We start from the raw sequence: 23242 nt of genomic DNA on the forward strand, positions 1-23242 counted from the left end.
CGTCAGAATGACGGCATGGCGATCCAGCAGACCGAGTCCCGCGCCAGCGGCGCCTACCCCACCCGGTTCCGCGAGGCGGAGGCCCGCAGCCGGCGCCTCGGCGTGCCGCTGCGGCTGATGGGACGCGTCAAGGCCGTCGACGAAGACCTGATGGACCGCATCGGGCGCGCGTTCGGTGAACGCGACGAGCTCGCGGCGACCCTCGCGGAAGCGATGCGGACGCGAGCAGGGCAGCCGGGACGGGTGACGATGGAGCAGCTGCGTACGGCGCTCGCCGGCGGCATCGACGCCGTACCGGACGCGCCGGAGGCGCTCGCCTCGTTCTTCGCGGAGGTCTCGGCGACGCCCGACTGGGTCGACTGGGACCTGCTCGACGAGGGCGCGCTGGTCGCGCGCCGGCTCGGCCAGAACGCCGCCGACGTGCTCACGCAGCTGTCGCTGATCGGCGGCTACCGGTTCGGCGGCCCCTCGGACCTGCTGGTCGCCACCGGTGGGCTGGTCGGCGACAGCACCCGCCGCCGGCTCGGCGAGACCCAGAAGTGGGTCGTCGAGCTCACCAAGCCCGGGTCGCTGCGCCCGCCGGTCGCCGGCGGGCCCGGCGGCGAGGCCTGGCGACTGACCCTCCACGTCCGTGTCATGCACGCCCTGGTCAACCACGCCTTCGAGCCCCAGTGGGACTCCGAGCGCTGGGGGCTCCCGATCAACCAGGCCGACCAGGCCTCGACGCTGATGCTCTTCGACGGCGTGCTCATCGTCGGCTCCCGCGGCCTCGGGGTCCGGGTCACGCGGCGGGAGTCGCGCGCGCTGCTGCACCTGTGGAAGTACGTCGGGTGGCTGATGGGCGTCGACCCCACCTTCCTCGTCGACACCGAGGGCGAGCGGCACCGGCAGGCCTACCACGTGCTGCTCGCCCAGGCCGACATCTCCGAGGCCGGCCCGCAGCTGGCAAGGGCGATCGTGGACGCGCAGCGGGAGCGGCGCTACCCGGGCTGGCCGGACGCCCTCCAGGCCGTTCGCGCCCGCTACGAGCAGGAGCGCCTGCTCAGCATGCTCACCACGTTCCTCGGACCGATCAGCATGCGCGAGCTCGGTCTGCCGCTCCGCCCGCCCTGGGCGCACGCCTACGTCTGGGCCCTCAACACCGTCCGCTACCGCCTCCTCGCCCGCACGACGTGGGGCCGCGCCCACCTCCTCGCCTGGGGGGATCGTGTCAGCACCCGACTCCTCGCCAGCTACTTCCGCGACGAGCACCAGGCTGTCGGCGACCTGCCCTAGTTTTCAGGGGTGCCCGAGCGCCCCGAAGTGCCCCTCGCGTGGGTGGACCGCCTCCGATCGGTGATGGAGGTGTTCCCCGAGTGCTACGAGGAGACGGCGTGGGTGGGGGTCCGGTGGCGGGTCGGGCAGGCGACCGTCTGCCACCTGTTCGGCGGGGAGGACCAGCTCTACCGGATCACGTTCCGGGCGGAGCCCGACGAGGTGCTGGCGTTCGAGCACCTGGGCGCGCCGTACTTCAAGGGCGAGTGGGGCGGCAACGTGGTCGGCATGTTCGTCGAGGAGGCCACCGACTGGGACGAGCTGGCCGAGCTGCTGACCGACTCGTTCTGCCTGCAGGCGCCGCAGCGGCTGGCCGCGCTGGTCGCGCGACCGAGCGCCTGACCCGCGGCCGGCGTCAGCCGTAGGTGTAGAACCCGCGGCCGGTCTTGCGGCCGAGCAGGCCCGCCGACACCATCCGCTGGAGCAGCGGCGGCGGGGCGTAGAGCGGCTCCTTGAACTCCTCGTAGAGCGACTCCGCCACGGCCTTGGTGGTGTCGAGGCCGATCAGGTCGGCGAGGGCGAGCGGGCCCTGCGGGTGGGCGGCGCCGAGCACCAGTCCGTGGTCGATGTCCTCGGCGGAGGCGAAGCCGGACTCGTACATCCGGATCGCGGAGAGGATGAACGGGATCAGCAGCGCGTTGACGACGAAGCCGGCGCGGTCCTGGCAGAGGATCGCCTGCTTGCCGAGACCGTCCTCGACGAACGTCCGTGCCGTGGCGGTGGTCTCCTCGGAGGTCATCAGGCTCGGCACCAGCTCGACCAGCTTGAGCACGGGCACCGGGTTGAAGAAGTGGATGCCGAGCACCTGCTGGGGCCGCTGGGTGACGACGGCGAGCTTCATGATCGGGATCGAGGAGGTGTTGGACGCCAGGATCGCGTCGGGCTGGACGATCTTGTCGAGCCTGGTGAACAGGTCGACCTTGGCGTCCTCGTTCTCGACGATCGCCTCGATCACGAGGTCGCGGTCGGCGAGCTCGTCCAGGTCGGTGGCGAACCGGATCCGTGCGAGGACGCCGTCCGGGTCGTCGATCTTGCCGCGCTCGGCCGCGCGTCGTACGGACTTCTCGATGCGGGCCTGTGCCGACTCGGCGGCCGGCGCGTCCGCCTCGACGACGATCACGTCGCGTCCGGACCGCGCACACACCTCCGCGATGCCGGAGCCCATCAGTCCGCCGCCCACCACGCCCACTCGTTGCGTCATGGCCGTCACGCTATTTGTTACCGGTCGGTCCTCAAAACCGCGCGTGCAGGCCGTCGAAGAGGACGCCGGACACCAGCGCCGCCAGCCGCTCGGGCGGGATCGGGCCGTCCGGGTGGTACCAGTCGACCAGCGAGTTCACCGTGCCGAAGACGAGGCGGCTGATCACGTCAGGGGGTACGTCGGCGCGCAGGTCGCCCTCGGCCACGGCTCGTCCGACGAGGCCGGCCAGCTGGTCGTCGATGCGCCGCCGGCGCTCGAGCGCGGACTGCTCGAGCGGGCTGTTGCCGCGCACCCGCAGCAGCAGGGTGACCGCCGGCAGGTGCGAGGCGAGGATCGCCACCGACGCTTCGATGGTCGCGCGCAACCGGTCGTAGGCGCGGTCGCCGCGGGTCGCGTCGGCGGCCGAGGCCACTGCGGCCGCGAGCCCGTCGAGGGCCTCGTCGAGGGCCGCGGCGAGGATCGCCTCCTTGCTCGGGAAGTGGTGGTAGATCGCGGACTTCGTGAGCCCGAGGTCGCTCGCCAGGTCGGTGATCGACGTGGCGTCGTAGCCCTGCCGGTTGAACAGGTCGATCGCCCGCCGCAGCACGGTCTCCTTGTCGTTGCCGGGACGCCCGCGGGGACGCCGAGGGGCGTCGGCGGTCGTCACTGCGGCCAGGTCTTGGCGACCAGGGTGAGCACGTCGTACGTCGCGACCGGCTTGCCGTCCTGGTTGGACACCACCGCGTCCCACCTGACCTCGCCGTAGTCGGCCGACCTCCGCGGGGTGACCTGCTTGACGGTCAGCGTCACCTGGATCGTGTCGTCGACCTTCACCGGCGTGAGGAACCGGAGGTTGTCGACGCCGAAGTTGGCGAGCACCGGACCCGGGTTCGGCTCGACGAACAGGCCGGCGGCGAGCGAGACGACCAGGTAGCCGTGCGCGACGATCCCGCCGAACAGCGGGTTGGCGGCGGCCGCCTCGGGGTCGGTGTGCGCGTAGAACGTGTCGCCGGTGAGCTCGGCGAACTGATCGATGTCTGCTCGGGTGACCGTGCGGGTCGCGGAGGTGATGCTGTCGCCGATGCCCAGCTCGGCGAGGCTCTTGCGGAACGGGTGCACCTCCTCGGCGCGCCGCTGCGCGCCGGTCGCCCAGCGGCCGGTGATGGCGGTGAGCATGTCCGGGGAGGCCTGGACCGCCGTGCGCTGCATGTGGTGCAGGACGCCGCGGATGCCACCGAGCTCCTCGCCGCCGCCGGCACGTCCCGGGCCGCCGTGGACCAGCACCGGCAGCGGGCTGCCGTGACCACCGGCCTGCCCGGCCTCGGCGGCGTCGTCGCGGTCGAGCACGAGCACCCGGCCGTGCCACGGCGCGAGACCGAGGGTGACGGCGCGAGCGAACTGCGGATCGTGGGTCACGACCGAGGCGACCAGGCTGCCCCGGCCGCGGGCGGCGAGCTCGATGGCCTCGGCGGCGGAGCCGTAGGTGAGCACGGTGGAGACCGGCCCGAACGGCTCGACGTCGTGCGGCTCGGGCGCGCCGGGGCGGGCCCGTAACAGCACCGGGCCCATGAACGCGCCCCGCTCGGCACCGGCCCCGACGACGTCGACCCGGTCCGGGTCGCCGTACACGATGTCGGCGCCGGCCCGCAGCGCCTCGATCGCCTTGCGCACCTCCTCGCGCTGGCCGAGGCTGGCCAGCGCCCCCATCCGCACCGACTCGTCGGCCGGGTCGCCGACGGTGACCTGCGCGAGCCGGGCGCTGATCGCCTCGACGACGGTGTCGGCCATCGCCTCGGGCACGATCGCGCGCCGGATCGCCGTGCACTTCTGGCCGGCCTTGACCGTCATCTCGGTGACGACGGCCTCGACGAACAGGTCGAGCTCGGGGTCGTCCGCGGTGACGTCGGGCCCGAGGATCGAGCAGTTCAACGAGTCCGCCTCGACGCCGAGGCGGACGCCGTTCCTCAGCACCGACGGGTGGTTGCGCAGGATCTCCGCAGTGTGCGCCGACCCGGTGAACGCGACCGAGTCCTGCTCGCCGAGGTGGTCGAGCAGGTCGCCGGCGCTGCCGCAGACCAGCTGGACCGAGCCCTCGGGGAGGATCCCCGACTCGACGATGCGGCGGACGACGGCCTTGGTCAGGTAGGCCGTCTGGCTGGCGGGCTTCACGATGCTCGGCAGCCCGGCCAGGTAGGTGGGGGCGAGCTTCTCGAGCATGCCCCAGACCGGGAAGTTGAACGCGTTGATCTGCACCGCGACGCCGGTGCGGGAGGTCCACACGTGCTGGCCGACGAAGGTGCCGCCGCGACCGAGCGGTTCCGTCGCGCCGTCCAGGACCACGACATCGTCGGGCAGCTCGCGGGTGGCCTTGCTCGCGTAGGAGAAGACAGTGCCGATGCCGCCGTCGATGTCGACCATCGAGTCGCGCTTCGTGGCCCCGGTGCGGCGCGAGAGGGCGTAGAAGTCGTCCTTGAGGTCGCCGAGGTGCCGGGCCAGCGCCTTCAGCTGCGCGGCCCGCTCGTGGAACGTCAGCCGGCGTACGGCGGGACCGCCCACCTCGCGCGCGTGGGCGACCGCCGCGGCGAGGTCGATGCCCTGGCTGGAGACCCGCGCCACCTCCTCGCCGGTAACGGCGTCGAGGACGGGTCGACCCCCGTCGGCGCCGATCTGCGGAGTGAACCAGGCTCCCGAGACGTAGCTCTCCAGCAGTGCGCTCATGGTGCGCTAGAGTATTACAGACCGTTCGGTCAGTAAATGACGCTGAGTGCCCGGGAGGTCCCATGACATCCGCCGTCGACGAGGCGCAGCTCGAAGCCGGCTTCCAGGCGACGATCGACCGCAAGGACCGCATCGAACCGCGCGACTGGATGCCGGACGCCTACCGCAGGACGTTGGTCCGGCAGGTCGCCCAGCACGCCCACTCGGAGATCATCGGGATGCAGCCGGAGGGCAGCTGGATCGGCCGGGCGCCGTCGCTGCGGCGCAAGGCGATCTTGCTGGCGAAGGTGCAGGACGAGGCCGGCCACGGGCTCTACCTCTACTCCGCCACCGAGACGCTCGGGGTCTCCCGGGACGAGCTGACCGAGATGCTCATCTCCGGGCGGCAGAAGTACTCCTCGATCTTCAACTACCCCGCGCTGTCGTACGCCGACGTCGGCACCATCGGCTGGCTCGTCGACGGCGCCGCGATCTGCAACCAGGTGCCGCTGTGCCGCACGTCCTTCGGTCCCTACGGCCGGGCGATGATCCGGATCTGCAAGGAGGAGTCCTTCCACCAGCGGCAGGGCTATGAGCTGCTGATGACGATGATGCGCGGCACCGACGAGCAGCGGGCGATGGTGCAGGAGTCGGTGAACCGGTTCTGGAAGCCCGCGCTGATGATGTTCGGCCCGCCCGACGCCGAGTCCGCCAACACCGAGCAGTCGATGGCGTGGGGCATCAAGACGCACACCAACGACGAGCTGCGGGCCCGGTTCATCGAGATGACCGCGCCGCAGGCCGAGGCGCTCGGCGTCACGTTGCCGGACAACGAGCTCGACTGGGACGAGTTCTGGACGGTGGTGAAGGGCGGCGGGCCCTGCAACGAGCAGCGGATCGCGCATCGCAAGCAGGCCTGGGACGACGGTGCCTGGGTGCGGGAGGCGGCCGCGGCGTTCGCGGGTCTCGATACGTCCTCGCCCAGGGGCTCGGACTACTCGATCACCGGGAGGCAGTCATGACCGGGGTCCGGGCCGAGTGGCCGCTCTACGAGGTGTTCGTGCGCGGGAAGCGCGGGCTCAACCACGTGCACGTCGGGTCGCTGCACGCGCCGGACGACCAGATGGCGGTGCGGCACGCGCGCGACGTCTACACCCGCCGCAACGAGGGCGTCTCGATCTGGGTGGTGCGGTCCGACGCGATCACCGCCTCCAGCCCGGACGAGAAGGACCCGCTGTTCGCCCCGAGCGGCGACAAGGTCTACCGGCACCCGACGTTCTACGACATCCCCCACGACGTCCCCCACATGTAGGTCTCGACAAGCTCGACCACCAAGGAACCATGACCATCCACACCCACCAGCCCGGCGAGCACGAGAGCGCCTACGACGGCCTGCTCGTCAACGACGCCCATTGGGCCTTCGGCACAGACTTCGAAGACCCGCTCGCCGGCGTGGACACCACGGTCCCCGACGGGATCGACGCGGCCGAGCTCGCGTCGTACTGCCTCGCGCTCGGGGACGACGCCCTCGTCCTGTCGCACCGGCTCTCGGAGTGGTGCAGCCGCGCGCCCGACCTCGAGGAGGACATCGCGCTCGCCAACATCGCGCTGGACCTCCTCGGGCAGGCGCGGCTGCTGCTCGCCCGCGCCGCTGCCGCCGACCCGTCGGTCGTGCCGACGTTGCCCGAGGGCTCGCCGGTGCCCCCCGAGGACGCGCTCGCGTTCTTTCGCGACGACCGCGCGTTCCGCAACGTGCCGCTCGTCGAGCTGCCCAACGGCGACTTCGCCGAGACCGTCTGCCGGGTCCTGGTCTTCGCGACCCACCGGCTCGCCCTGTTCGAGCGGCTCGCGGCGCACCCGGACGCGGTGCTGAGCGCCGTGGCTGCGAAGGGCGTGAAGGAGCTGACCTACCACCGCGACTTCGCCGGTCGGTGGTTCGTCGTGCTGGCCGGTGGCACCGAGGAGTCGCGTCGGCGGCTCGAGGCCGGGCTCGCGCGGGTGTGGGCGCACCGGCACGAGCTGGGCGTGGACGCCGAGGCCGACGGGGTGCTGGCGCACGTGCTCGCGACCGCCGGGGTCGCCGAGCCCGACGTCCGGCCGGTCGTGACCGACGGCGGCCACACCGAGCACCTGGGCCGGATGCTCGCCGAGATGCAGAGCGTCGCCCGGGCTCACCCGAGGGGGCTGTGGTGACGGCGTGGGAGGTCGCGGCCACGGTCGTCGACCCGGAGCTGCCGATGCTGACCCTGGCCGACCTCGGCGTGCTGCGCGAGGTCGAGGAGGACGGCGGCGCGGTGGTCGTCGCGATCACGCCGACCTACTCCGGCTGCCCGGCGATGGCGACGATGCGTGACGACCTGGTCCGGCGCCTGCAGGAGGAGGGGTACGACGACGTGCAGGTCCGGGTCGCCCTCGACCCGCCGTGGACGACGGACTGGATCACACCGGAGGGACGCCGGGCGCTGGCCGAGCACGGGATCTCGCCTCCGGCGGTCTCGACCGGCGCGACCGACAGGAGGGGACCCGTGCCGATCCGGCTCTCGCCCACCCGGCGGGCGGTGTCGTGCCCCCGGTGCACGTCGGGCGACGTCGCGCTGGTCAGCGAGTTCGGGTCCACCGCGTGCAAGGCGATGTACCGCTGCCGGGCCTGCCTCGAGCCCTTCGACCACGTGAAGGAGATCTGAGGTGTTCCACGAGCTCGCCGTCGCGGACGTCGAGCGGCTGACCGACGACGCGGTGGCGGTGACCTTCGACGTGCCCGACGACCTGCGCGACGTCTTCGACTTCCAGGCCGGCCAGTCGCTGACCCTGCGGCGCGTGGTCGACGGCGCCGAGCACCGTCGTACCTACTCCATCTGCGCGCCCGTCGGCGCCCGACCCCGCATCGGCGTCCGGGAGATCCCGGGCGGCCTGTTCTCGGGCTGGCTGGTCCACCAGGTGCGGCCGGGGGACCGGGTCGAGGTGCAGCCGCCGTCCGGGAGCTTCCGCGCCGACCCGGCCGCGGGCGGCCGGCACCTCTGCATCGCCGCAGGCTCGGGCATCACGCCGATGCTGTCGATCGCCTCGTCGCTGCTCGGCAACCCCGACACCGCACTGACGCTGATCTACGGCAACCGCACGACGACGTCGGTGATGTTCGCCGAGGAGCTCGCGGACCTCAAGGACGCCCACCACGGGCAGCTGGACCTCATGCACGTGCTGTCGCGCGAGCCCCGCGACGTCGACCTGTTCTCCGGACGGCTCGACGCCGCCCGGCTGCGCCGTCTGCTCACCCTGCTGGTGCCGGTCGGCCAGGTCGACCACGTCTGGCTGTGCGGACCGTTCGGCATGCTCGCCGACGCCCGCGCGGTGCTGGCGGAGCTCGGCGTGCCCGACGAGCGCATCCACTTCGAGCTGTTCCACGTCGACGAGCCGCCGCCGCAGCTGCGCCACCCCGACCGCGTGGTCGACGGCGTCACCAGCGAGGTGACCGTCACCATCGACGGACGTACGACGACCACGCCGATGGAGCGCGGCCGGACCATCCTCGACGGCGCCCAGGAGGTGCGCAGCGACCTGCCGTTCGCCTGCAAGGGTGGCGTGTGCGGCACCTGTCGCGCGAAGGTGCGCTCCGGCGAGGTCGAGATGGTCCGCAACTACGCCCTCGAGCCCGACGAGGTCGACCGCGGCTTCGTCCTGACCTGCCAGACCTTCCCGGTCAGCCCCGATGTCACCGTCGACTACGACGCCTAGGAGAGAACGCATGCCCGCCAGCACCGCCAGCACCGACAGCACCGACAGCACCGACAGCACCGACGACACTGCCCCGGTCCTCGTCGATCGCGAGGGAGCGGTGGCCACCGTGACCCTCAACCGGCCCGACAGCTACAACGCGCTGTCGCTGGAGCTGAAGAAGGCGCTGGTCACTGCGCTCGAGACGGTCGCGGAGGACACCGACGTCCGCGCGGTCGTGCTCACCGGCGCCGGCCGCGCGTTCTGCGTGGGCCAAGCCCTCGGCGAGCACGCCGAGGCGCTCGAGGCCGACCCGGACCACGCGTTCGACACCGTTGCCCTGCACTACTCGCCGATCGTGACCGCGCTCGCGACGATGCCGAAGCCGGTCGTCGCGGCGGTCAACGGCGCCTGCGTGGGCGCCGGCTTTGGCTTCGCGCTGGCCTGCGACCTCCGGGTGTTCGCGGCCGGCGCCACGCTCGGCACGGCGTTCTCCGGCATCGGGCTCACCTGCGACTCGGGGTTGGCCGCGACCCTGCCCCGCGCGGTCGGCGAGGCCCGTGCTCGCGAGCTGGTGCTCCTCGCCCGCAACTTCACGCCCGAGGAGGCCACGGGCTGGGGGATCGCCGGCGAGGTCGTGCCGCCGGAGGAGGTCGCCACTGCGGCCGCGAGGATCGCCGCCCAGCTGGCTGCCGGCCCGACCGTCGCCTATGCCGAGTCCAAGCGGCTGCTCGCCCTCGGCATGGACCGGCCGCTGGTCGACGTGCTCGGTGAGGAGGCCGTCGGCCAGGCACGCTGCGGGCGCACCCGTGACCACGCCGGCGCGGTGACTGCCTTCCTCAACCGCGAGAAGCCGACCTTCAACGGGAGCTGATCACCGCCGATTTTGGTGGCCGGAAAGGCGCCGCGAAACTGAAGCAGTGAACCTTCGTCTCGGGGTGGTCGCCCTCATCCTGTCCGCGCTCGTCGCCTCTCTCGGAGCGTCGCCCGCCTCCGCTCGTGAGCTCCCGAGCGCGGCCGTGTCGGAGCGAGCCGGACACTCGCAGCACTACCACGAGCTGGCTCGCCGGGTGGCGCGCGAGATCGACTGCGTCGACTACTTCGCTCTAGGTGCGCTCATGGGCTACTACGACGGCGGGAAGTGCACCATCCGCCACGAACGCGTCAACATCCTGACGTTCAAGAATGCCGCCCAGCAGCGCCGGTTCCTCCGCGACATGGACTTCGGCCCGCGCCGCTACTGGTGGGCGAGCGGGCACGGCGCGATCATCCTGCCCGTCGGGCGCAGTGAGAAAGCTGCCGCGCGGACCGCTGCCCGGCGCCTCCCCGGCGCTCTGAAGCGCGGCTGACGTTCGATATTGCGGAGGATCCCATCAACCAGGTTGATGCAATCCTCCGCAATACAGCGGCTGACGTGCGACGGGTCCTAGGCTTGCTGCCCCCGACTCGGAGGGAGCAGCGATGACGGCACCAGCGGTCGATCAGCAGGCGGATCAGCCGGATCACCCGGAGCAGGCGGAGGCGGCCTGGTCCGGCTGGTCGCGACGCATCGGGACAGCACTCCTCGTCGGTTGGGTGATGCTGCTCGCCTCGACCCTCCTCGTCGGGGAGCGGGAGGCGTCACCCGACAGCCTCGAGCACGCCATCGCTTCCGGCAATGTCCAGGACATCGAGGCTGCCGGCGGGCTGGGCCGCGCCAGCGGCACCGCGATGCTCGAGCTGCGCTGGCGCGACGGCATCCACCGCTACTACGCCGAGGTCCGCGAGATGCGACCGATGCGCCAGAACGACTACGTGATCGCGCGGTCCCGACCCGGGCAACCGCCCCGGGTCCGCGCAGGGCTCGTCGAGCGGCTTCAGCAGGCCTACCCCGACCTCCGGGTCGCGAAGGTCGGTGACCCCGCGCTGCCCACCGTCGAGAGCGAGCTGTTGGGCTGGCGGCTGCCGGGTTGGACCGCGGGGGTGGGACTCGTGCTCACCCTCGGCACCCTGCTGCTGCTCATCGCGGGACCGCAGCCCTGGCGCGCGACCAAGTGGGCGTGGTTCTGGCTGTCCGGGCTGGCGCCGCCGCTCGGCCAGCTGGCCTACCTTGTCGTCGGCGGCCCGACGCCGCTCGGACGGCCGCCGGCCAGGGGAGCCCGTCGGCTGACCGGCGGATGGGCCTTCCTGGTCGCGGTCCTCGTCAGTGCCGCCTTCGGCGTCACGTTCAGCATCTTCTAGGAGCGCTGCTCCGCCAGCCGCCGCTGCTTCGCGACGAACCGCACCGACGCCCGCTGCGTGAAGCCGGGCGCGAACCGTTGCAGGCGGTGGGCGATCCGCGCCTGCACCGGCTCGATCACCAGCGCCTCGTCGGCGGCGACGGCCGCCAGCACCCGCTGCGCCAGCGCGTCGGGATCGACCGGCCGGCGCACGCCCTGGCCCTTGAGGAAGTAGTCGCGGCCCCGCACCTTCCCGAACTCGCCCTTGTCGAGGATCGGCGTGTCCACCGCCGCCGGGCAGATCGCGATGACGCCGATGCCGTGCGCGGCGGCCTCCGAGCGCAGCGCGAGCGAGAGGCCCACGACGGCGTGCTTCGTCATGACGTACGACGTCAGCATGCCCGCCGCCATCAGCCCGCCCATCGAGGCGGTGTTGACGATGTGCCCGCTGCCCTGGCGGATCAGCTGCGGGTAGGCCGCGGCGACGCCGTGCACGACCCCGCGGATGTTGACGTCGATGATCGAGTCCCACTGCTCGAGCGTCAGGTCCTGGGTCTCGCCGATGAGGCTGATGCCGGCGTTGTTGACCATCAGGTCGAGCCGCCCGTGCTCGGCGACGGTCTCGTCGACGACCGTCTGCACGGCCGCCGCGTCGGTCACGTCGAGCTTCACGCCGTCGACGTCGCCGGGCGGCGGCTCGAGGTCGGCGGCGACCGCGATGGCGCCGGCGGCACGCAGCGCCCGCACCAGGGCCGCCCCGATGCCCGACCCGCCGCCGGTGACGATCGCGACCTTGCCGTCGTACCACCCGTCGGGGTGCCGCGACCGACGCCCCAACCGGCTCACGAGAACGCCTTCATGACGAGCCCGTGCAGGTCGGGGTAGCGCTGCAGGTGGGCGCCGCCGTTGACGTCGATGTTCTCGCCGGTGATCCAGGCGGCGTCCTCGGAGAGCAGGAACCGCAGCAGCGCAGCGATCTCGCCGGGCTCGCCGCTGCGCCCGAGCGGAGTGTTGTCGAGGTAGCCGTCGCGCACGCCGGGGATGTCCATCGCCGGTGCCGTCAGCGGGGTGACGACGAGACCGGGGGAGACGGCGTTGACCCGCACACCGCGGGGCGCGAGCTCGAGCGCGGCGACCTGGGTGAGCATCACCAGCCCGGCCTTCGCCGAGCAGTAGGCCGCCATCCCGGTGCCCGGCTGCCGTGCGTTGAGCGAGGACAGCGAGACGATCGCGCCGCCGTCGGTGACCCGTGCGCCGCCGTGCTTGAGCACGAGGAAGGCACCGGTGAGGCATACGTCGACGACCCGCCGGAACTCCGCCGCGTCGTGGTCGACGATCGCGCTCAGGGTGCTGACGCCGGCGCAGTTGACGACGCCGGTGAAGCCGCCGTGCTGTTCGACCACGGCTTCGAAGAGCGCTGCCACCGAGGGCTCGTCGGCGACGTCGACCGCGATGCCGTCGGCGGGAGGAGCGAGGTCGGCGACGACCACCTCGTGACCGTGGGCCCGGAGGTCGGCGACCGTCGCGGCGCCGATGCCGGAAGCGCCACCGATGACGACCGTGACGGCATTTTGACGCTCGTCCGATTTTATTGACACGTGTCAAACGTAGTCCCTACGGTGACTGGTGTGAACCCCTCGACGGCGATCATCGGAGCCGGCATCAGCGGCCTGACGACCGGCAAGATGCTGGGCGACTACGGCGTGCCCTACACGTGCTTCGAGTCCTCCGACCGGATCGGTGGCAACTGGGCGTTCGGCAACCCCAACGGGCACAGCAGCGCCTACCGGTCGCTCCACATCGACACGTCCAAGGACCGGCTGTCGTTCCGGGACTTCCCGATGCCAGACGACTTCCCGGACTTCCCGCACCACACCCAGATCAAGGCCTACCTGGAGTCCTACGCCGAGGCGTTCGGCCTCAAGGAGCGCATCGAGTTCGAGAACGGCGTGCAGCACGCTCACCGGGTCTCGACAGGTTCGACCACCAAGGGCGGCTGGGAGATCACCGACCAGGCCGGCGCCGTACGACGCTTCGACCACCTCGTGGTCGCCAACGGCCACCACTGGGACCCGCGCTACCCGGACTTCCCCGGCGAGTTCGCCGGACAGACGCTGCACTCGCACCACTACGTCGACCCGCGGACGCCGTACGACTTCGCAGGCAAGCGGATCCTCGTCGTCGGCCTCGGCAACAGCGCCGCCGACATCGCCGTCGAGCTGTCGTCGAAGTCGCTGCAGACCCAGGTGACGCTCTCGACCCGGTCGGGCGCCTGGATCGTGCCGAAGTACGTCTACGGCCGGCCGGCGGACACGATGTACCGCACCACGCCGTACCTCCCGCTCTCCTGGCAGCGGAAGATCATGCAGCTGGCGCAGCCGATGAACGGCTCCAACGGGGCCCTCTACGGCCTGCCCGAGCCCAACCACAAGTTCTTCGAGGCGCACCCGACCCAGTCGGTGGAGCTGCCGCTGCGACTCGGATCGGGCGACGTCGTGCCCAAGCCCGACGTCGCGCGGCTCGACGGTGACACCGTCCACTTCGTCGACGGCACCAGCGACGACTTCGACATCATCGTGTGGGCGACGGGCTACAACATCACGTTCCCGTTCTTCGACCCCGCGTTCCTCAGCGCGCCCGGCAACCACTTCCCGCTCTACAAGCGGATGTTCAAGCCCGGCATCCACGACCTCACCTTCATCGGCTTCGCCCAGGCGACGCCGACGCTGTTCCCGTTCGTCGAGTGCCAGGCCCGGCTGGCGGCCGCGCACCTGGTCGGCGCCTACGCGCTGCCCGACGTCGCAGAGATGGAGCGGGTGATCAAGGAGGACGAGGCGAAGTACATCGGCCACGTCCTCAAGACACCCCGGCACACCCAGCAGGTCGACTACTTCATCTACGAGCACGACATCCGCGCCCGCGAGATCCCGGCCGGGCGGAAGCGTGCGGGCGTGATGGCGGGTCGACGATGAGCGGCGGCGCCTGGAACCGGCTCGTCGACCGGCGCGGCACCACCAAGGGCGACGCCCGCCGCGATGCGCTGCTGACGGCCTTCGACGAGCTGCTGCGCGAGCAGTCGCTGGAGGAGATCAACGTCGCCGAGATCTCCCACCGGGCCGGGGTGACCCGGTCGGCCTTCTACTTCTACTTCGAGAGCAAGGCCCTCGCGGTGATGGCCCTCATGCAGGAGCTGTACGACGCCGCGGCCGATGCCAACGAGCTGCTGGTCAAGGCGGAGGGCGAGCCGGAGCAGCGGATCCGCACCGCGATCGTCTCGTTGTTCGACTCCGTCGACAGCAGCCCGCACACCTATCGCGCACTGCTGGACGCCCGGGGCTCCAACCCGGACGTACGGCAAATGTGGGACGCCGGCCTGGCGGACTTCGCCGGCTCCATCGCGGGGATGATCGAGACCGAGAGGGCCGCCGGCCGCGCGGTCGAGGACCCGGACGCCGATGCCGTCGCCGCGGTCCTCCTCGACCTCAACAACCACGCGCTCGAACGGCACGCGCTGGGCTCGGGCCCGCCGCGCGAGCAGCACGTCGACGCCTTGGTCAGCATCTGGCTGCGCACCATCTACGGCACAGGAGGCAGGCAGTGAGGGAGACGGTCACCTTCGACGCGGCCGGTACGACGTGCGAGGCGTGGCACTTCGCCGCCGAGCACGACGGGCTGGCGTCCGAGGTCGGGCGGCCGGTCGTGGTGATGGCCCACGGCCTCGGCGGCACCAAGGACTCCGGCCTGGAGCCGTTCGCGCGCGCGTTCGCCGCGGCCGGGTTGGAGGTGCTCCTGTTCGACTACCGCGGGTTCGGCGGCAGCGGCGGCGAACCGCGTCAGGTCGTCAGCCTCGACGGCCAGCTCGAGGACTACGAGGCGGCACTGCAGGCCGCCGCCGACCTGCCGGGCGTGGACCCGTCGCGGCTCGTCCTGTGGGGGATCTCGCTGGCCGGGGGCCACGTGCTCCGGGCGGCGGCCGACCGCGACGACATCGCCGCCGTGGTCTCGGTGGTGCCCATGGTCGACGGCCTCGCCGCCGCGCTGCACGCCACGGCGAGCCACACGCCCGGCGAGCTGCTGCGCTCGACCGCCCGCGGGATCCGGGGGCGGCTGGTGTCGCGATCGGGCCGGGCGCCGGTGATGATGCCGGTCGTCGCGCGGCCAGGCGAGGTCGGCGCGCTCACCCTGCCCGGTGCGCTGGAGGACTACCTCTCGATCGCCGGGCCCACCTGGCGCAACGAGATCGCCGCCGAGGTCACCCTCGAGCTCGGCACCCGCAAGCCGGCGGCCGCGGCGGCGCGGGTCGACGCGCCGCTGCTCGTGCAGATCGCCGACTTCGACCAGAGCGCCCCGCCGCAGGCGGCCGCGAAGGCGGCGTTCAAGGGCAGGGCCGAGGTCCGCCACTACCCCTGCGACCACTTCGACCTGTTCCCCGGCAAGCCGTGGCACGACGCCGCGCGCGACCACGCCGTCGCCTTCCTCGTCCGCCACCTCGCCTCCACGAAGGTCACCGCCGATGCCTGAGACCGTGCAGCAGCTGGTCCGCGCGCTCGCCGACAGCGACACCGTCGGGCTCGCGTTCGAGGACTCCCGCTGGAGCTGGGCCGAGACCGTCGGCGATGCCGCCGCGCGGGCCCGGGTGCTGCGGGAGTGGGCCGACCCCGACCGGCCGCTGCACGTCGGCGTGCTGATGGAGAACACCCCGGAGATGGTGCGGGCGCTGCTCGCCGGCGCGGTCGGCGCGCACGTCACGGCGGGCATCAACACGACCCGCCGCGGCGCGGCACTGGCGGCCGACGTACGACGTGCCGACTGCCAGGTCGTCCTCACCGACGCCGAGCACCTGCCGCTCCTCGACGGCCTCGACCTCGGCGGCGCCCGGGTCGTCGACACCGACGGCGAGGAGTGGGCGGCGCTGACCGCTGCCGCGCCGCGGACCACCGTCGGTTTCGATGAGGTCGGCGCGATGGACACGTTCATGCTGATCTTCACCTCGGGCACCAGCGGCGACCCGAAGGCGGTCCAGGTCAGCAACTTCATGGTGGTGATGGCCGGCAGCGTGCTGGCGGACAAGTACGCACTGACGCCGGACGACGTCTGCTACTGCGCGATGCCGCTGTTCCACTCCAACGCGATCATGTCCTCGCTGGCCCCCGCGCTGTGCGGGGGAGCGACGATCGCGCTGGCGCGGAAGTTCAGCGCCACCCGGTTCCTGCCCGACGTACGACGGTTCGGCGCGACCTACATGAACTACGTCGGCAAGCCGCTCGCCTACGTGCTGGCCACCCCCGAGCAGCCCGATGACGCCGACAACCCGCTGCGGGTGGCGTTCGGCAACGAGGCGTCCGACCGCGACATCGCCGAGTTCGGCCGCCGGTTCGGGTGCACGGTCTGGGACGGGTTCGGGTCTACCGAGACCGCCGTCATCATCACCCGCACCGACGACACCCCGCTCGGGTCGATCGGGCAGCCGTTCGACGGCGTCGCCGTCTACGACCGCGCGACCCGCACGGAGTGCCCGCGGGCGGTCTTCGACGACACCGGGGCGGTCACCAACCTCGACGAGTGCGTCGGAGAGCTGGTCAACACGACCGGCGCCGGGTTCTTCGCCGGCTACTACAACGACGAGGCGGCCACCGCCGCGCGCCTCGACGGCGGCATGTACTGGTCCGGCGACCTCGCCTACCGCGACGACGCCGGGTTCGTCTACCTCGCCGGCCGCACCGACGACTGGCTCCGGGTCGACGGCGAGAACCTCGCCGCCGCCCCGGTCGAGGCGCTGCTGCTGCGGCACCCGGCGATCAGCCAGGCCTGCGTGTACGCCGTGCCCGACCCCCTCGTCGGCGACCAGCTGATGGCGACGCTGGTGCTGCGCGACGGCGCGGACCTCGACCCGCAGGGGTTCGAGGCGTTCCTCGCCGAGCAGCCCGACCTGTCGCCCAAGGCGTGGCCGCGCTACGTCCGCCTCGCCGAGTCCGTTCCCACGACCGCGACCAACAAGGTGCTCAAGCGCCAGCTCCGCGCCGAGGGCACGGCCACCACCGACCCGCTCTGGGAGCGCGAGGAGCGGGGACACGCCTACGCCGCCGCGGGGTAGGACCGGTCAGCCGACCTGGACCCGGGCGACCGGCGTACGGCGACGCGCGGTGTGCAGCACACCCAGCACCGCGATCGCGCCGGCGAAGCACGCGAGCGTGTACCAGCCGCTCCCGATCGGAGTGCCGTCGCTGGTGATGCCGTCCTCCGCGTCGAGGAAGTCCGGCAGCGCCACTGCCCAGAGCGCCGCCATCGCGACCAGGTAGACCACGGGATAGATCCGCGCGAACGCGGTCATCGGCTCGGGCTCCTCGACGGCGCGCCGGCGGAGGTGGTCGACGAGGATCCATGCGCCGGCCAGCCACACCAGCCCGAGCTCGATGCCGAGCACCCAGGCCTGGGCGGTGACGTTCGGGGTGTCGCCGCCGAACAACCCGGACGGGATGCCGAACAGCGCCATCGACGGCGGTGTCAGCATGCCGGCGACGACGATCCGCCAGCACAGCGACCACCCGCGCCTCGGCCCGCCGTCCGGTGCCGGCGCGCCGGCGAGCCGGACGCACAGATAGGTCAGCACCCCGAACGAGACCGAGGCGAAGAGCAGCATGCTGTTCATCGGCACCGCAGCGAGAGCGGGATGGTTGACGATCCGGTTGTCGTCGTGCCAAGCCCACCACTTCAGCTGCGGGCCGAGCATGTCGAAGACCTCGTAGAACACCTGGCACACGAAGGCCACCAGCACCGACCCCACGAGCGGTCCGCGGTGCTTGAACACGCCGAGCACCCGTACGACCTCGTAGGCCAGCTGGCTCATCGCCGGGTAGATCGCCACGATGTAGAGCGGCAGACGGTCCCACATGAACTGCACGGTGAAGATGTTGTGGGCGAAGATGAAGCCGTACCGGTCGTCCAGCCCGAACCACTCGGGGAAGTACAGCGGCGGCTCGGTCACGAACAGGTAGACCAGCGACGCACACCAGATCGTGAGGTTCACCGGATCGCCCGCGCGCAGCCGTCGTACGGCGTGGACGAGGGCCCACACCGCGCCCGCGACGATGACGAGCTCGAGCACCGGCAGTGTGCCGTTCGCCAGGTCGAACGGGTTGTTCAGCGACGCGACCGGGCTGACGTCGTGGCAGTCGAAGCCCAGCTCGCGGGTGACCTGCTCGGCCTCCTCCTGACAGATGACGCTCACGACCCGCATTCACCCACACCCGCGCGCCTGCCTGCTGGGATTTCGCGACCTCCGATTCGGAAGCCGCGGCTAGCGTGAAGGTGTGGCCAACCGACTCGCGACCGCGACGAGCCCCTACCTGCTCCAGCACAAGGACAACCCGGTCGACTGGTGGGAGTGGGGGCCCGACGCCTTCTCCGCCGCGCGCGAGCGCAACGTCCCGGTCCTGCTGAGCGTCGGCTACGCCGCCTGCCACTGGTGCCACGTGATGGCGCACGAGTCCTTCGAGGACGACGCGACCGCGGCCTACATGAACGAGCACTTCGTGAACGTCAAGGTCGACCGCGAGGAGCGGCCGGACGTCGACGCGGTCTACATGCAGGCCACGACGGCGATGACCGGCCACGGGGGCTGGCCGATGACGGTCGTGCTCGACCACGAGGGCGCACCGTTCTTCGCCGGCACCTACTTCCCGGACCAGCCGCGCCAGGGAATGCCGTCGTTCCGGCAGGTGCTGGCCGCGCTGTCCGAGGCGTGGAGCGACCGCGGCGACGAGGTACGACGGGTCGCCGACCAGCTGCGCGAGCACCTGTCCATGTCCGGCGACCTGCCGTCCGGCGCGGTCGGGCGCGAGCTGCTCGACGGTGCGGTTGCGACGCTGGCCGACGAGTTCGACCCGATGTCCGGCGGGTTCGGGAACGCGCCGAAGTTCCCGCCGACGATGGTGCTGGAGTTCCTGCGGCGGGTGGGGACGTCACCGGGTCTCGATACGTCCTCGCCTAGCGGCTCGGACTACTCGACCACCGAGACCGGCTCGGACTACTCGACCACCGAGACCGGCTCGGACTACTCGACCACCGAGACCGGCTCGGACTACTCGACCACCGAAAGAGCGCGGCACATGCTGGCGCGGACGACCGCGGCGATGGCCGGGGGCGGGATGTACGACCAGCTCGGCGGCGGTTTCGCGCGGTACGCCGTCGACCGCGGCTGGGTGGTGCCGCACTTCGAGAAGATGCTCTACGACAACGCGCAGCTGGTGGGGCTCTACGCCCGGCTCGGCACCGAGGCCGGCGACCGGATCGCCCACGAGACCGCTGAATTCATGCTGCGCGAGCTGCGGACGCCGGAGGGTGGCTTTGCCTCGGCGCTCGACGCGGACAGCCCTGACCCGGTGACCGGGAAGAGCGTCGAGGGCGCGTTCTACGCCTGGACCCCCGCCCAGCTCGTCGAGGTGCTGGGGGAGGAGGACGGCCGCTGGGCCGCCGAACAGCTCGCGGTCACCGAGGCCGGCACGTTCGAGCACGGCACCTCCACGCTCCAGCTGCGCCACTACCCGGCCGACCCGGACGCACGGGCGCGGTTGGCCGACGTCCGCGCCCGCCTGCTCGCCGCCCGCGACGCCCGCCCCCGGCCCGGGCTCGACGACAAGGTCGTCGCGGCGTGGAACGGCCTGGCGATCAGCGGCCTGGTCGACGCCGGGCTCCTCCTCGGTCGCCCGGAGTACGTCGACGCCGCGCGCGTCGCGGCCGAGCTGATCGAACGCATCCATGTGGTCTCGACAAGCTCGACCAGCGGGTCGGCTCTGCTGCGGGTCTCCCGGGACGGCGTGGCCGGCCCGCACGCGGGCGTGCTCGAGGACTACGGGTGCGTGGCGACCGGCTTCCTGTCGCTGGTGCAGGCGACGGGGGACGCGCACTGGCTGTCGCTCGCGACCGACCTGCTCGACCACGCACTGGCGGGCTTCCGGGCGCCGGACGGCGGTTTCTTCGACACCCACGCCGACGCCGAAGCCCTGGTAGCCCGCCCGCGCGATCCCGGCGACAACGCCTCGCCGAGCGGCTTCAGCAGCATGGTGCACGCGCTGGTGACCGCGCACGCGCTCACCGGCGAGGGCCGCTACCGCGACGCGGCGGAGCAGGCCCTGGCCACGGTCGCCCAGCTCGCCGAGCGCGCGCCCCGCTTCGCCGGCTGGTCGCTGGCCGCCGCGCACACGATGCTCGACGGCCCGCTCGAGGTCGCGGTCGTCGGTCCGGCCGGAGCGGACCGCGATGCGCTCGAGGCCCGCGCCCGGCGGCTCCCCGGAGCGGTCGTGGTGGTGTCCGACGGGCCGCGGGACGACGTGCCCCTGCTCGTGGGACGCACCGACGTGGCCGGCCGCGCTGCGGCGTACGTCTGCCGTGGCTTCGTGTGCGAGCGGCCGGTGACCTCGCCGGACGACCTCGGGTGAGACCTCGGTGAGCAGACCGCTCAGCGAGCGCTGGCGATCCGGGCTGGCGCTCCTGATCAGCTTCGTGGTGCTCGCCGCGATCGTGCTGTTCGCGCCCGCCGACGGACCGGCCGCTTTCCGGCGGCTGCTGGGGATCGGCGACGGCCCGCTCGGCGACCCGGCGGACGTGCCACCCGGCGGCGTGCACGCGTTCCTCCAGCACCAGCCAGGGGACCCGCGCGAACCGGTCGCGTGGGACCCGTGCCGCGAGATCCACTACGAGATCAACCCTGACGGGTCGCCCGACGACACCGAGGAGACCGAGGAGTTCGTCGCCGAAGCGATCGACGTGGTGTCGCACTGGACCGGCCTACAGTTCGAGTACGACGGGACGACCGACCGCCGTCCGGAGTGGGACCGCCAGTTCGTGCCGTCCATCGGGCGGCACGAGCCGGTGCTCATCGCCTGGGCGACCGAGGACGAGGTGCACCAGCTCGAGGACGACGTCGCCGGCATCGGCGGTGCGGTCGCGGTCGAGGTCCAGCCCGACGGCTGGTACCGATACGTGACCGGAGGCGTGACCCTCGACAGCGAGGCCTTCGAGGACCTCGACCCGATCTTCGGCGAGAGCGACGAGGGCCGGGCGATCCTGCTGCACGAGCTCGGGCACCTCGTCGGGCTCGACCACGTCAGCTCCTCCGACGAGCTGATGTTCTCCGACAACATCGGCAGGAGCGACTTCGGCACCGGCGACCTCAACGGACTGGTCGCCCTCGGCAAGGGCAGGTGCGCCTGACCCATCCGGAGCCCGGTTCGCGCCACAATCGCCTCATGGAGCTCGGGCCCACCACTCCGCAGCCGACGGCGTTCTACGACGGCGGCCTGCCGCCGGGAGGACCGCGCCGGGACCTGCCGGCCAAGATCATGCTGGAACGGATCGAGGAGGCGGTCGACGGGCGGCCGCGGGAGTCGTTCCGGATGCTGCGGCGGATCGCGTACGACGACGAGCGGTACGGCGAGATCCTGGTGCCGGCGGACCCGGCTGCGTTCGCGACCGACTTCGCGTCGGTGCCGACACTCCTGACCTGGCTGGTGCCGCGGACCGGCGCCCACCTCCCTGCGGCGCTCGTCCACGACGGCCTCGTGGGCAACCAGGACTACCTCGCCTCCCAGGAGATCGAACGCGTCGAGGCCGACCTCGTCTTCCGGCGGGCGATGCGGGACAGCGGGATCCCGCTGATCCGGCGGTGGCTGGTGTGGTCCGCGGTCTCGCTCGGCACCATCTGGTCCGGCTCGGCGAGCTGGTCGGGTGCGCAACGGCTGCGCTACCGCGTCGCGGCGTTCGGGAGCCTGCTGGTCGTCGCCGCGCTCGGCGTGATCGCGACGCTCGACCTGGTCGACGTCGTCGCCTGGCTGCCGTGGATGGGTGCCGACCGCGGCTTCCTGCTCGAGCTCGTCGGCGGACTGGCCGGAGCGGTCGTGGTCCCGCTGGTCCTCGGTCTCACGTGGGGGCGGTTCGCGATCGCCGGCGCGATCACCGGCATCGCCCTGGCCGTGCTGCTGCACGTCACCGCGCTGCTGCTCGCGGTCACCGGCGCCTACCAGCTCGCCGAGCGGGTGGCGCGTCGTACGCCGCTCTTCGGCCTGGTCGCGACCGGCGTCGTCCTGGCCGCCAGCGTGGTGCTGACACTGCTCCTCGTCGGCACCGCCGACATGGGCTGAGGCTCAGGAGTAGAGCATCCGCTTCCGCTTGGCGGCGTACATCTCCACGTCCGCGGCGAGCAGCGCGTCGGGCAGTTCGCCCGGGGACCTCAACGGAGCCGTTCCGACGCTGGCCAGCGTGCCCAGCGCGGTGACGAGCCGTTCCTCCAGGAGGTCCGGGTCGAGGTGGGACGCGAACACGGCGAACTCGTCGCCACCGAGCCGGCCCACGACGTCGTCGGCTCGCACCGCTCCGCGGATGGAGTGGGCGACCGCGGCGATGAGCCGGTCGCCCGCGGAGTGTCCGTGGGTGTCGTTGATCGCCTTCAGCCCGTCGACGTCGACGAAGGCCACGGCGCCGCCTGCACCGCTCGGGTCAGCCACCACGCGGTCCACCTCCTCGGTGAAGCCCCGGCGGTTGAGCAGCCCGGTCAGCGGGTCGGTCAGCGAGAGCCGGTGCGCCTCCTGCGCGAGCGCGACCTCCTGCTCTAGCTCGCGGTGGATGGAGACCTTCTCCAGCGCCAGCGACGTCGCGTCGGCGAGGGCGCGCAGCAGGGCGACCTCCTGCTCGGTCGCGTCGTGCGGGTCGGCCCAGTAGGCGCCGATCGCGCCGATGGGTGACATCGTCCGCACCGGCGTCATCACCAGGCTCTTCACGAAGGTCGGTCGGTAGGCCTCGTGCGGGATCCGTGGATCCTCGTAGATGTCGGCGATCACCGCGTGCTGGCGGTTGAGCATCGCCCAGCCGCTGATGCACGACTCCATCGGGAAGCGCATGCCCTTCCACAGCGGCGCGATCGCGTCCTCGTCGGCGTAGTAGCAGAGGTCCCCGTCGCGCAGCACGAAGGTGGCTCCGTCGCAGCCGGCGAGGTCGCGTGCCGCCGACCGCACCACCTGCTGCACCTCGCTCAGGCGGGTGGCCATCGACAGCTCCTGCACGGCGCGCAGCAACCGCTCGATGCCGTACGCCTCGGCAGTTCCGTCAGCAGGGCTGGTGCCACGACCCCCAGTCATGGGTCGAAGCG

24 protein-coding genes are annotated in these 23242 nt (G+C 71.9%); 17 read left to right on the forward strand and 7 right to left on the reverse strand.

Annotation, left to right across the window (positions count from 1 at the left end; genetic code table 11):
• The first annotated feature begins 15 nt into the window (after window positions 1-15).
• Window positions 16-1275, forward strand: a complete 1260-nt coding sequence (locus DJ010_RS14565; protein WP_109694990.1) for an oxygenase MpaB family protein — start codon at window positions 16-18, stop codon at window positions 1273-1275.
• Window positions 1276-1284: 9 nt separating this feature from the next.
• Window positions 1285-1656 (forward strand): MmcQ/YjbR family DNA-binding protein, encoded by a 372-nt coding sequence (locus DJ010_RS14570; RefSeq protein ID WP_211318801.1) that lies wholly within the window; start codon window positions 1285-1287, stop codon window positions 1654-1656.
• A gap of 13 nt (window positions 1657-1669) precedes the next feature.
• Here DJ010_RS14570 and DJ010_RS14575 read toward each other — a convergent pair whose 3' ends face one another.
• The 3 genes from DJ010_RS14575 to paaZ are packed head-to-tail and all read right to left on the reverse strand — an operon-like array spanning window position 1670 to window position 5212.
• Window positions 1670-2515, reverse strand: a complete 846-nt coding sequence (locus tag DJ010_RS14575; RefSeq protein ID WP_109694994.1) for a 3-hydroxybutyryl-CoA dehydrogenase — start codon at window positions 2513-2515, stop codon at window positions 1670-1672.
• 31 nt (window positions 2516-2546) lie between these two features.
• On the reverse strand, window positions 2547-3161 hold the full coding sequence (locus tag DJ010_RS14580; RefSeq protein ID WP_109694996.1) for a TetR/AcrR family transcriptional regulator: 615 nt from the start codon (window positions 3159-3161) through the stop codon (window positions 2547-2549).
• On the reverse strand, window positions 3158-5212 hold the full coding sequence (gene paaZ, locus DJ010_RS14585) for a phenylacetic acid degradation bifunctional protein PaaZ (protein WP_109694998.1): 2055 nt from the start codon (window positions 5210-5212) through the stop codon (window positions 3158-3160). Before paaZ ends, DJ010_RS14580 begins: the two co-directional genes overlap by 4 nt.
• A gap of 62 nt (window positions 5213-5274) precedes the next feature.
• Here paaZ and paaA point away from each other — a divergent pair, with 62 nt between their 5' ends.
• From paaA to DJ010_RS14625, 8 genes are all read left to right on the forward strand, one after another.
• Complete coding sequence (gene paaA, locus DJ010_RS14590) at window positions 5275-6213, forward strand: 1,2-phenylacetyl-CoA epoxidase subunit PaaA (protein ID WP_109695000.1); 939 nt, start codon at window positions 5275-5277, stop codon at window positions 6211-6213.
• Window positions 6210-6503, forward strand: a complete 294-nt coding sequence (gene paaB / locus DJ010_RS14595) for a 1,2-phenylacetyl-CoA epoxidase subunit PaaB (RefSeq protein ID WP_109695002.1) — start codon at window positions 6210-6212, stop codon at window positions 6501-6503. Before paaA ends, paaB begins: the two co-directional genes overlap by 4 nt.
• Before the next feature lie 29 nt (window positions 6504-6532).
• Window positions 6533-7384, forward strand: coding sequence for a 1,2-phenylacetyl-CoA epoxidase subunit PaaC (paaC, locus tag DJ010_RS14600; protein ID WP_109695004.1), 852 nt, complete (start codon window positions 6533-6535; stop codon window positions 7382-7384).
• On the forward strand, window positions 7381-7875 hold the full coding sequence (gene paaD, locus DJ010_RS14605; protein WP_245927572.1) for a 1,2-phenylacetyl-CoA epoxidase subunit PaaD: 495 nt from the start codon (window positions 7381-7383) through the stop codon (window positions 7873-7875). Before paaC ends, paaD begins: the two co-directional genes overlap by 4 nt.
• Before the next feature lies 1 nt (window position 7876).
• On the forward strand, window positions 7877-8923 hold the full coding sequence (paaE, locus tag DJ010_RS14610; RefSeq protein ID WP_109695008.1) for a 1,2-phenylacetyl-CoA epoxidase subunit PaaE: 1047 nt from the start codon (window positions 7877-7879) through the stop codon (window positions 8921-8923).
• 10 nt (window positions 8924-8933) lie between these two features.
• Window positions 8934-9776, forward strand: a complete 843-nt coding sequence (locus DJ010_RS14615) for an enoyl-CoA hydratase/isomerase family protein (RefSeq protein ID WP_109695010.1) — start codon at window positions 8934-8936, stop codon at window positions 9774-9776.
• Between the two features lie 46 nt (window positions 9777-9822).
• Window positions 9823-10251, forward strand: a complete 429-nt coding sequence (locus tag DJ010_RS14620) for a hypothetical protein (RefSeq protein ID WP_146207361.1) — start codon at window positions 9823-9825, stop codon at window positions 10249-10251.
• 112 nt (window positions 10252-10363) lie between these two features.
• Window positions 10364-11122 carry a hypothetical protein gene (locus DJ010_RS14625; RefSeq protein WP_109695014.1) on the forward strand — a complete coding sequence of 253 codons (759 nt, stop codon included), beginning with the start codon at window positions 10364-10366 and terminating at the stop codon, window positions 11120-11122.
• Here the strand turns inward: DJ010_RS14625 and DJ010_RS14630 are convergent.
• Entirely contained in the window at window positions 11119-11946 is an 828-nt protein-coding gene (locus DJ010_RS14630) for an SDR family oxidoreductase (protein WP_211318803.1), read from the reverse strand. The two genes, DJ010_RS14625 and DJ010_RS14630, sit on opposite strands and share 4 nt — an antisense overlap.
• Window positions 11943-12698 (reverse strand): SDR family NAD(P)-dependent oxidoreductase, encoded by a 756-nt coding sequence (locus DJ010_RS14635; protein ID WP_245927573.1) that lies wholly within the window; start codon window positions 12696-12698, stop codon window positions 11943-11945. The genes DJ010_RS14630 and DJ010_RS14635 overlap by 4 nt, the downstream gene beginning before the upstream one ends.
• Window positions 12699-12728: 30 nt before the next feature.
• On the opposite strand from DJ010_RS14635, the gene DJ010_RS14640 reads away from it, so the two are divergent.
• The 4 genes from DJ010_RS14640 to fadD1 are packed head-to-tail and all read left to right on the forward strand — an operon-like array spanning window position 12729 to window position 17194.
• Window positions 12729-14072, forward strand: coding sequence for a flavin-containing monooxygenase (locus DJ010_RS14640; RefSeq protein ID WP_109695016.1), 1344 nt, complete (start codon window positions 12729-12731; stop codon window positions 14070-14072).
• Window positions 14069-14701, forward strand: coding sequence for a TetR/AcrR family transcriptional regulator (locus tag DJ010_RS14645; RefSeq protein ID WP_109695018.1), 633 nt, complete (start codon window positions 14069-14071; stop codon window positions 14699-14701). The genes DJ010_RS14640 and DJ010_RS14645 overlap by 4 nt, the downstream gene beginning before the upstream one ends.
• Complete coding sequence (locus DJ010_RS14650; protein ID WP_211318804.1) at window positions 14698-15621, forward strand: alpha/beta hydrolase; 924 nt, start codon at window positions 14698-14700, stop codon at window positions 15619-15621. Before DJ010_RS14645 ends, DJ010_RS14650 begins: the two co-directional genes overlap by 4 nt.
• Window positions 15614-17194, forward strand: a complete 1581-nt coding sequence (gene fadD1 / locus DJ010_RS14655) for a fatty-acid--CoA ligase FadD1 (RefSeq protein WP_109695020.1) — start codon at window positions 15614-15616, stop codon at window positions 17192-17194. The genes DJ010_RS14650 and fadD1 overlap by 8 nt, the downstream gene beginning before the upstream one ends.
• A gap of 6 nt (window positions 17195-17200) precedes the next feature.
• On the opposite strand, the gene DJ010_RS14660 is transcribed toward fadD1, so the two are convergent.
• The gene (locus DJ010_RS14660) at window positions 17201-18328 is read right to left on the reverse strand and encodes a DUF7802 domain-containing protein (protein WP_109695175.1); all 1128 of its coding nucleotides are present in this window, start codon (window positions 18326-18328) and stop codon (window positions 17201-17203) included.
• A gap of 82 nt (window positions 18329-18410) precedes the next feature.
• On the opposite strand from DJ010_RS14660, the gene DJ010_RS22740 reads away from it, so the two are divergent.
• Genes DJ010_RS22740 through DJ010_RS14680 form a run of 3 tightly spaced genes read left to right on the forward strand, consistent with a single transcriptional unit; the run spans window position 18411 to window position 22238 of the window.
• On the forward strand, window positions 18411-20537 hold the full coding sequence (locus tag DJ010_RS22740; protein ID WP_245927574.1) for a thioredoxin domain-containing protein: 2127 nt from the start codon (window positions 18411-18413) through the stop codon (window positions 20535-20537).
• 7 nt (window positions 20538-20544) lie between these two features.
• Window positions 20545-21312: a matrixin family metalloprotease gene (locus tag DJ010_RS14675; RefSeq protein ID WP_109695022.1), complete on the forward strand. Its 768-nt coding sequence runs from the start codon at window positions 20545-20547 to the stop codon at window positions 21310-21312.
• 35 nt (window positions 21313-21347) lie between these two features.
• The gene (locus tag DJ010_RS14680) at window positions 21348-22238 is read left to right on the forward strand and encodes a DUF1353 domain-containing protein (protein ID WP_109695023.1); all 891 of its coding nucleotides are present in this window, start codon (window positions 21348-21350) and stop codon (window positions 22236-22238) included.
• A 3-nt stretch (window positions 22239-22241) separates the two neighbouring features.
• Here DJ010_RS14680 and DJ010_RS22745 read toward each other — a convergent pair whose 3' ends face one another.
• Entirely contained in the window at window positions 22242-23231 is a 990-nt protein-coding gene (locus DJ010_RS22745) for a GGDEF domain-containing protein (protein ID WP_109695025.1), read from the reverse strand.
• Window positions 23232-23242: the final 11 nt, after the last annotated feature.

This window comes from Nocardioides silvaticus (genome assembly GCF_003160695.1).
Lineage (GTDB): Bacteria > Actinomycetota > Actinomycetes > Propionibacteriales > Nocardioidaceae > Nocardioides > Nocardioides silvaticus.

Bases quoted from the DNA above. Each gene is read 5' to 3' on its own strand.
- DJ010_RS14565 (WP_109694990.1), top strand. From the start codon at position 16: ATGGCGATCCAGCAGACCGAGTCCCGCGCCAGCGGCGCCTACCCCACC.
- DJ010_RS14575 (WP_109694994.1), bottom strand. From the start codon at position 2,515: ATGACGCAACGAGTGGGCGTGGTGGGCGGCGGACTGATGGGCTCCGGC.
- paaZ (WP_109694998.1), bottom strand. From the start codon at position 5,212: ATGAGCGCACTGCTGGAGAGCTACGTCTCGGGAGCCTGGTTCACTCCG.
- paaA (WP_109695000.1), top strand. From the start codon at position 5,275: ATGACATCCGCCGTCGACGAGGCGCAGCTCGAAGCCGGCTTCCAGGCG.
- paaB (WP_109695002.1), top strand. From the start codon at position 6,210: ATGACCGGGGTCCGGGCCGAGTGGCCGCTCTACGAGGTGTTCGTGCGC.
- paaC (WP_109695004.1), top strand. From the start codon at position 6,533: ATGACCATCCACACCCACCAGCCCGGCGAGCACGAGAGCGCCTACGAC.
- DJ010_RS14615 (WP_109695010.1), top strand. From the start codon at position 8,934: ATGCCCGCCAGCACCGCCAGCACCGACAGCACCGACAGCACCGACAGC.
- DJ010_RS14625 (WP_109695014.1), top strand. From the start codon at position 10,364: ATGACGGCACCAGCGGTCGATCAGCAGGCGGATCAGCCGGATCACCCG.
- DJ010_RS14645 (WP_109695018.1), top strand. From the start codon at position 14,069: ATGAGCGGCGGCGCCTGGAACCGGCTCGTCGACCGGCGCGGCACCACC.
- fadD1 (WP_109695020.1), top strand. From the start codon at position 15,614: ATGCCTGAGACCGTGCAGCAGCTGGTCCGCGCGCTCGCCGACAGCGAC.
- DJ010_RS14680 (WP_109695023.1), top strand. From the start codon at position 21,348: ATGGAGCTCGGGCCCACCACTCCGCAGCCGACGGCGTTCTACGACGGC.
- DJ010_RS22745 (WP_109695025.1), bottom strand. From the start codon at position 23,231: ATGACTGGGGGTCGTGGCACCAGCCCTGCTGACGGAACTGCCGAGGCG.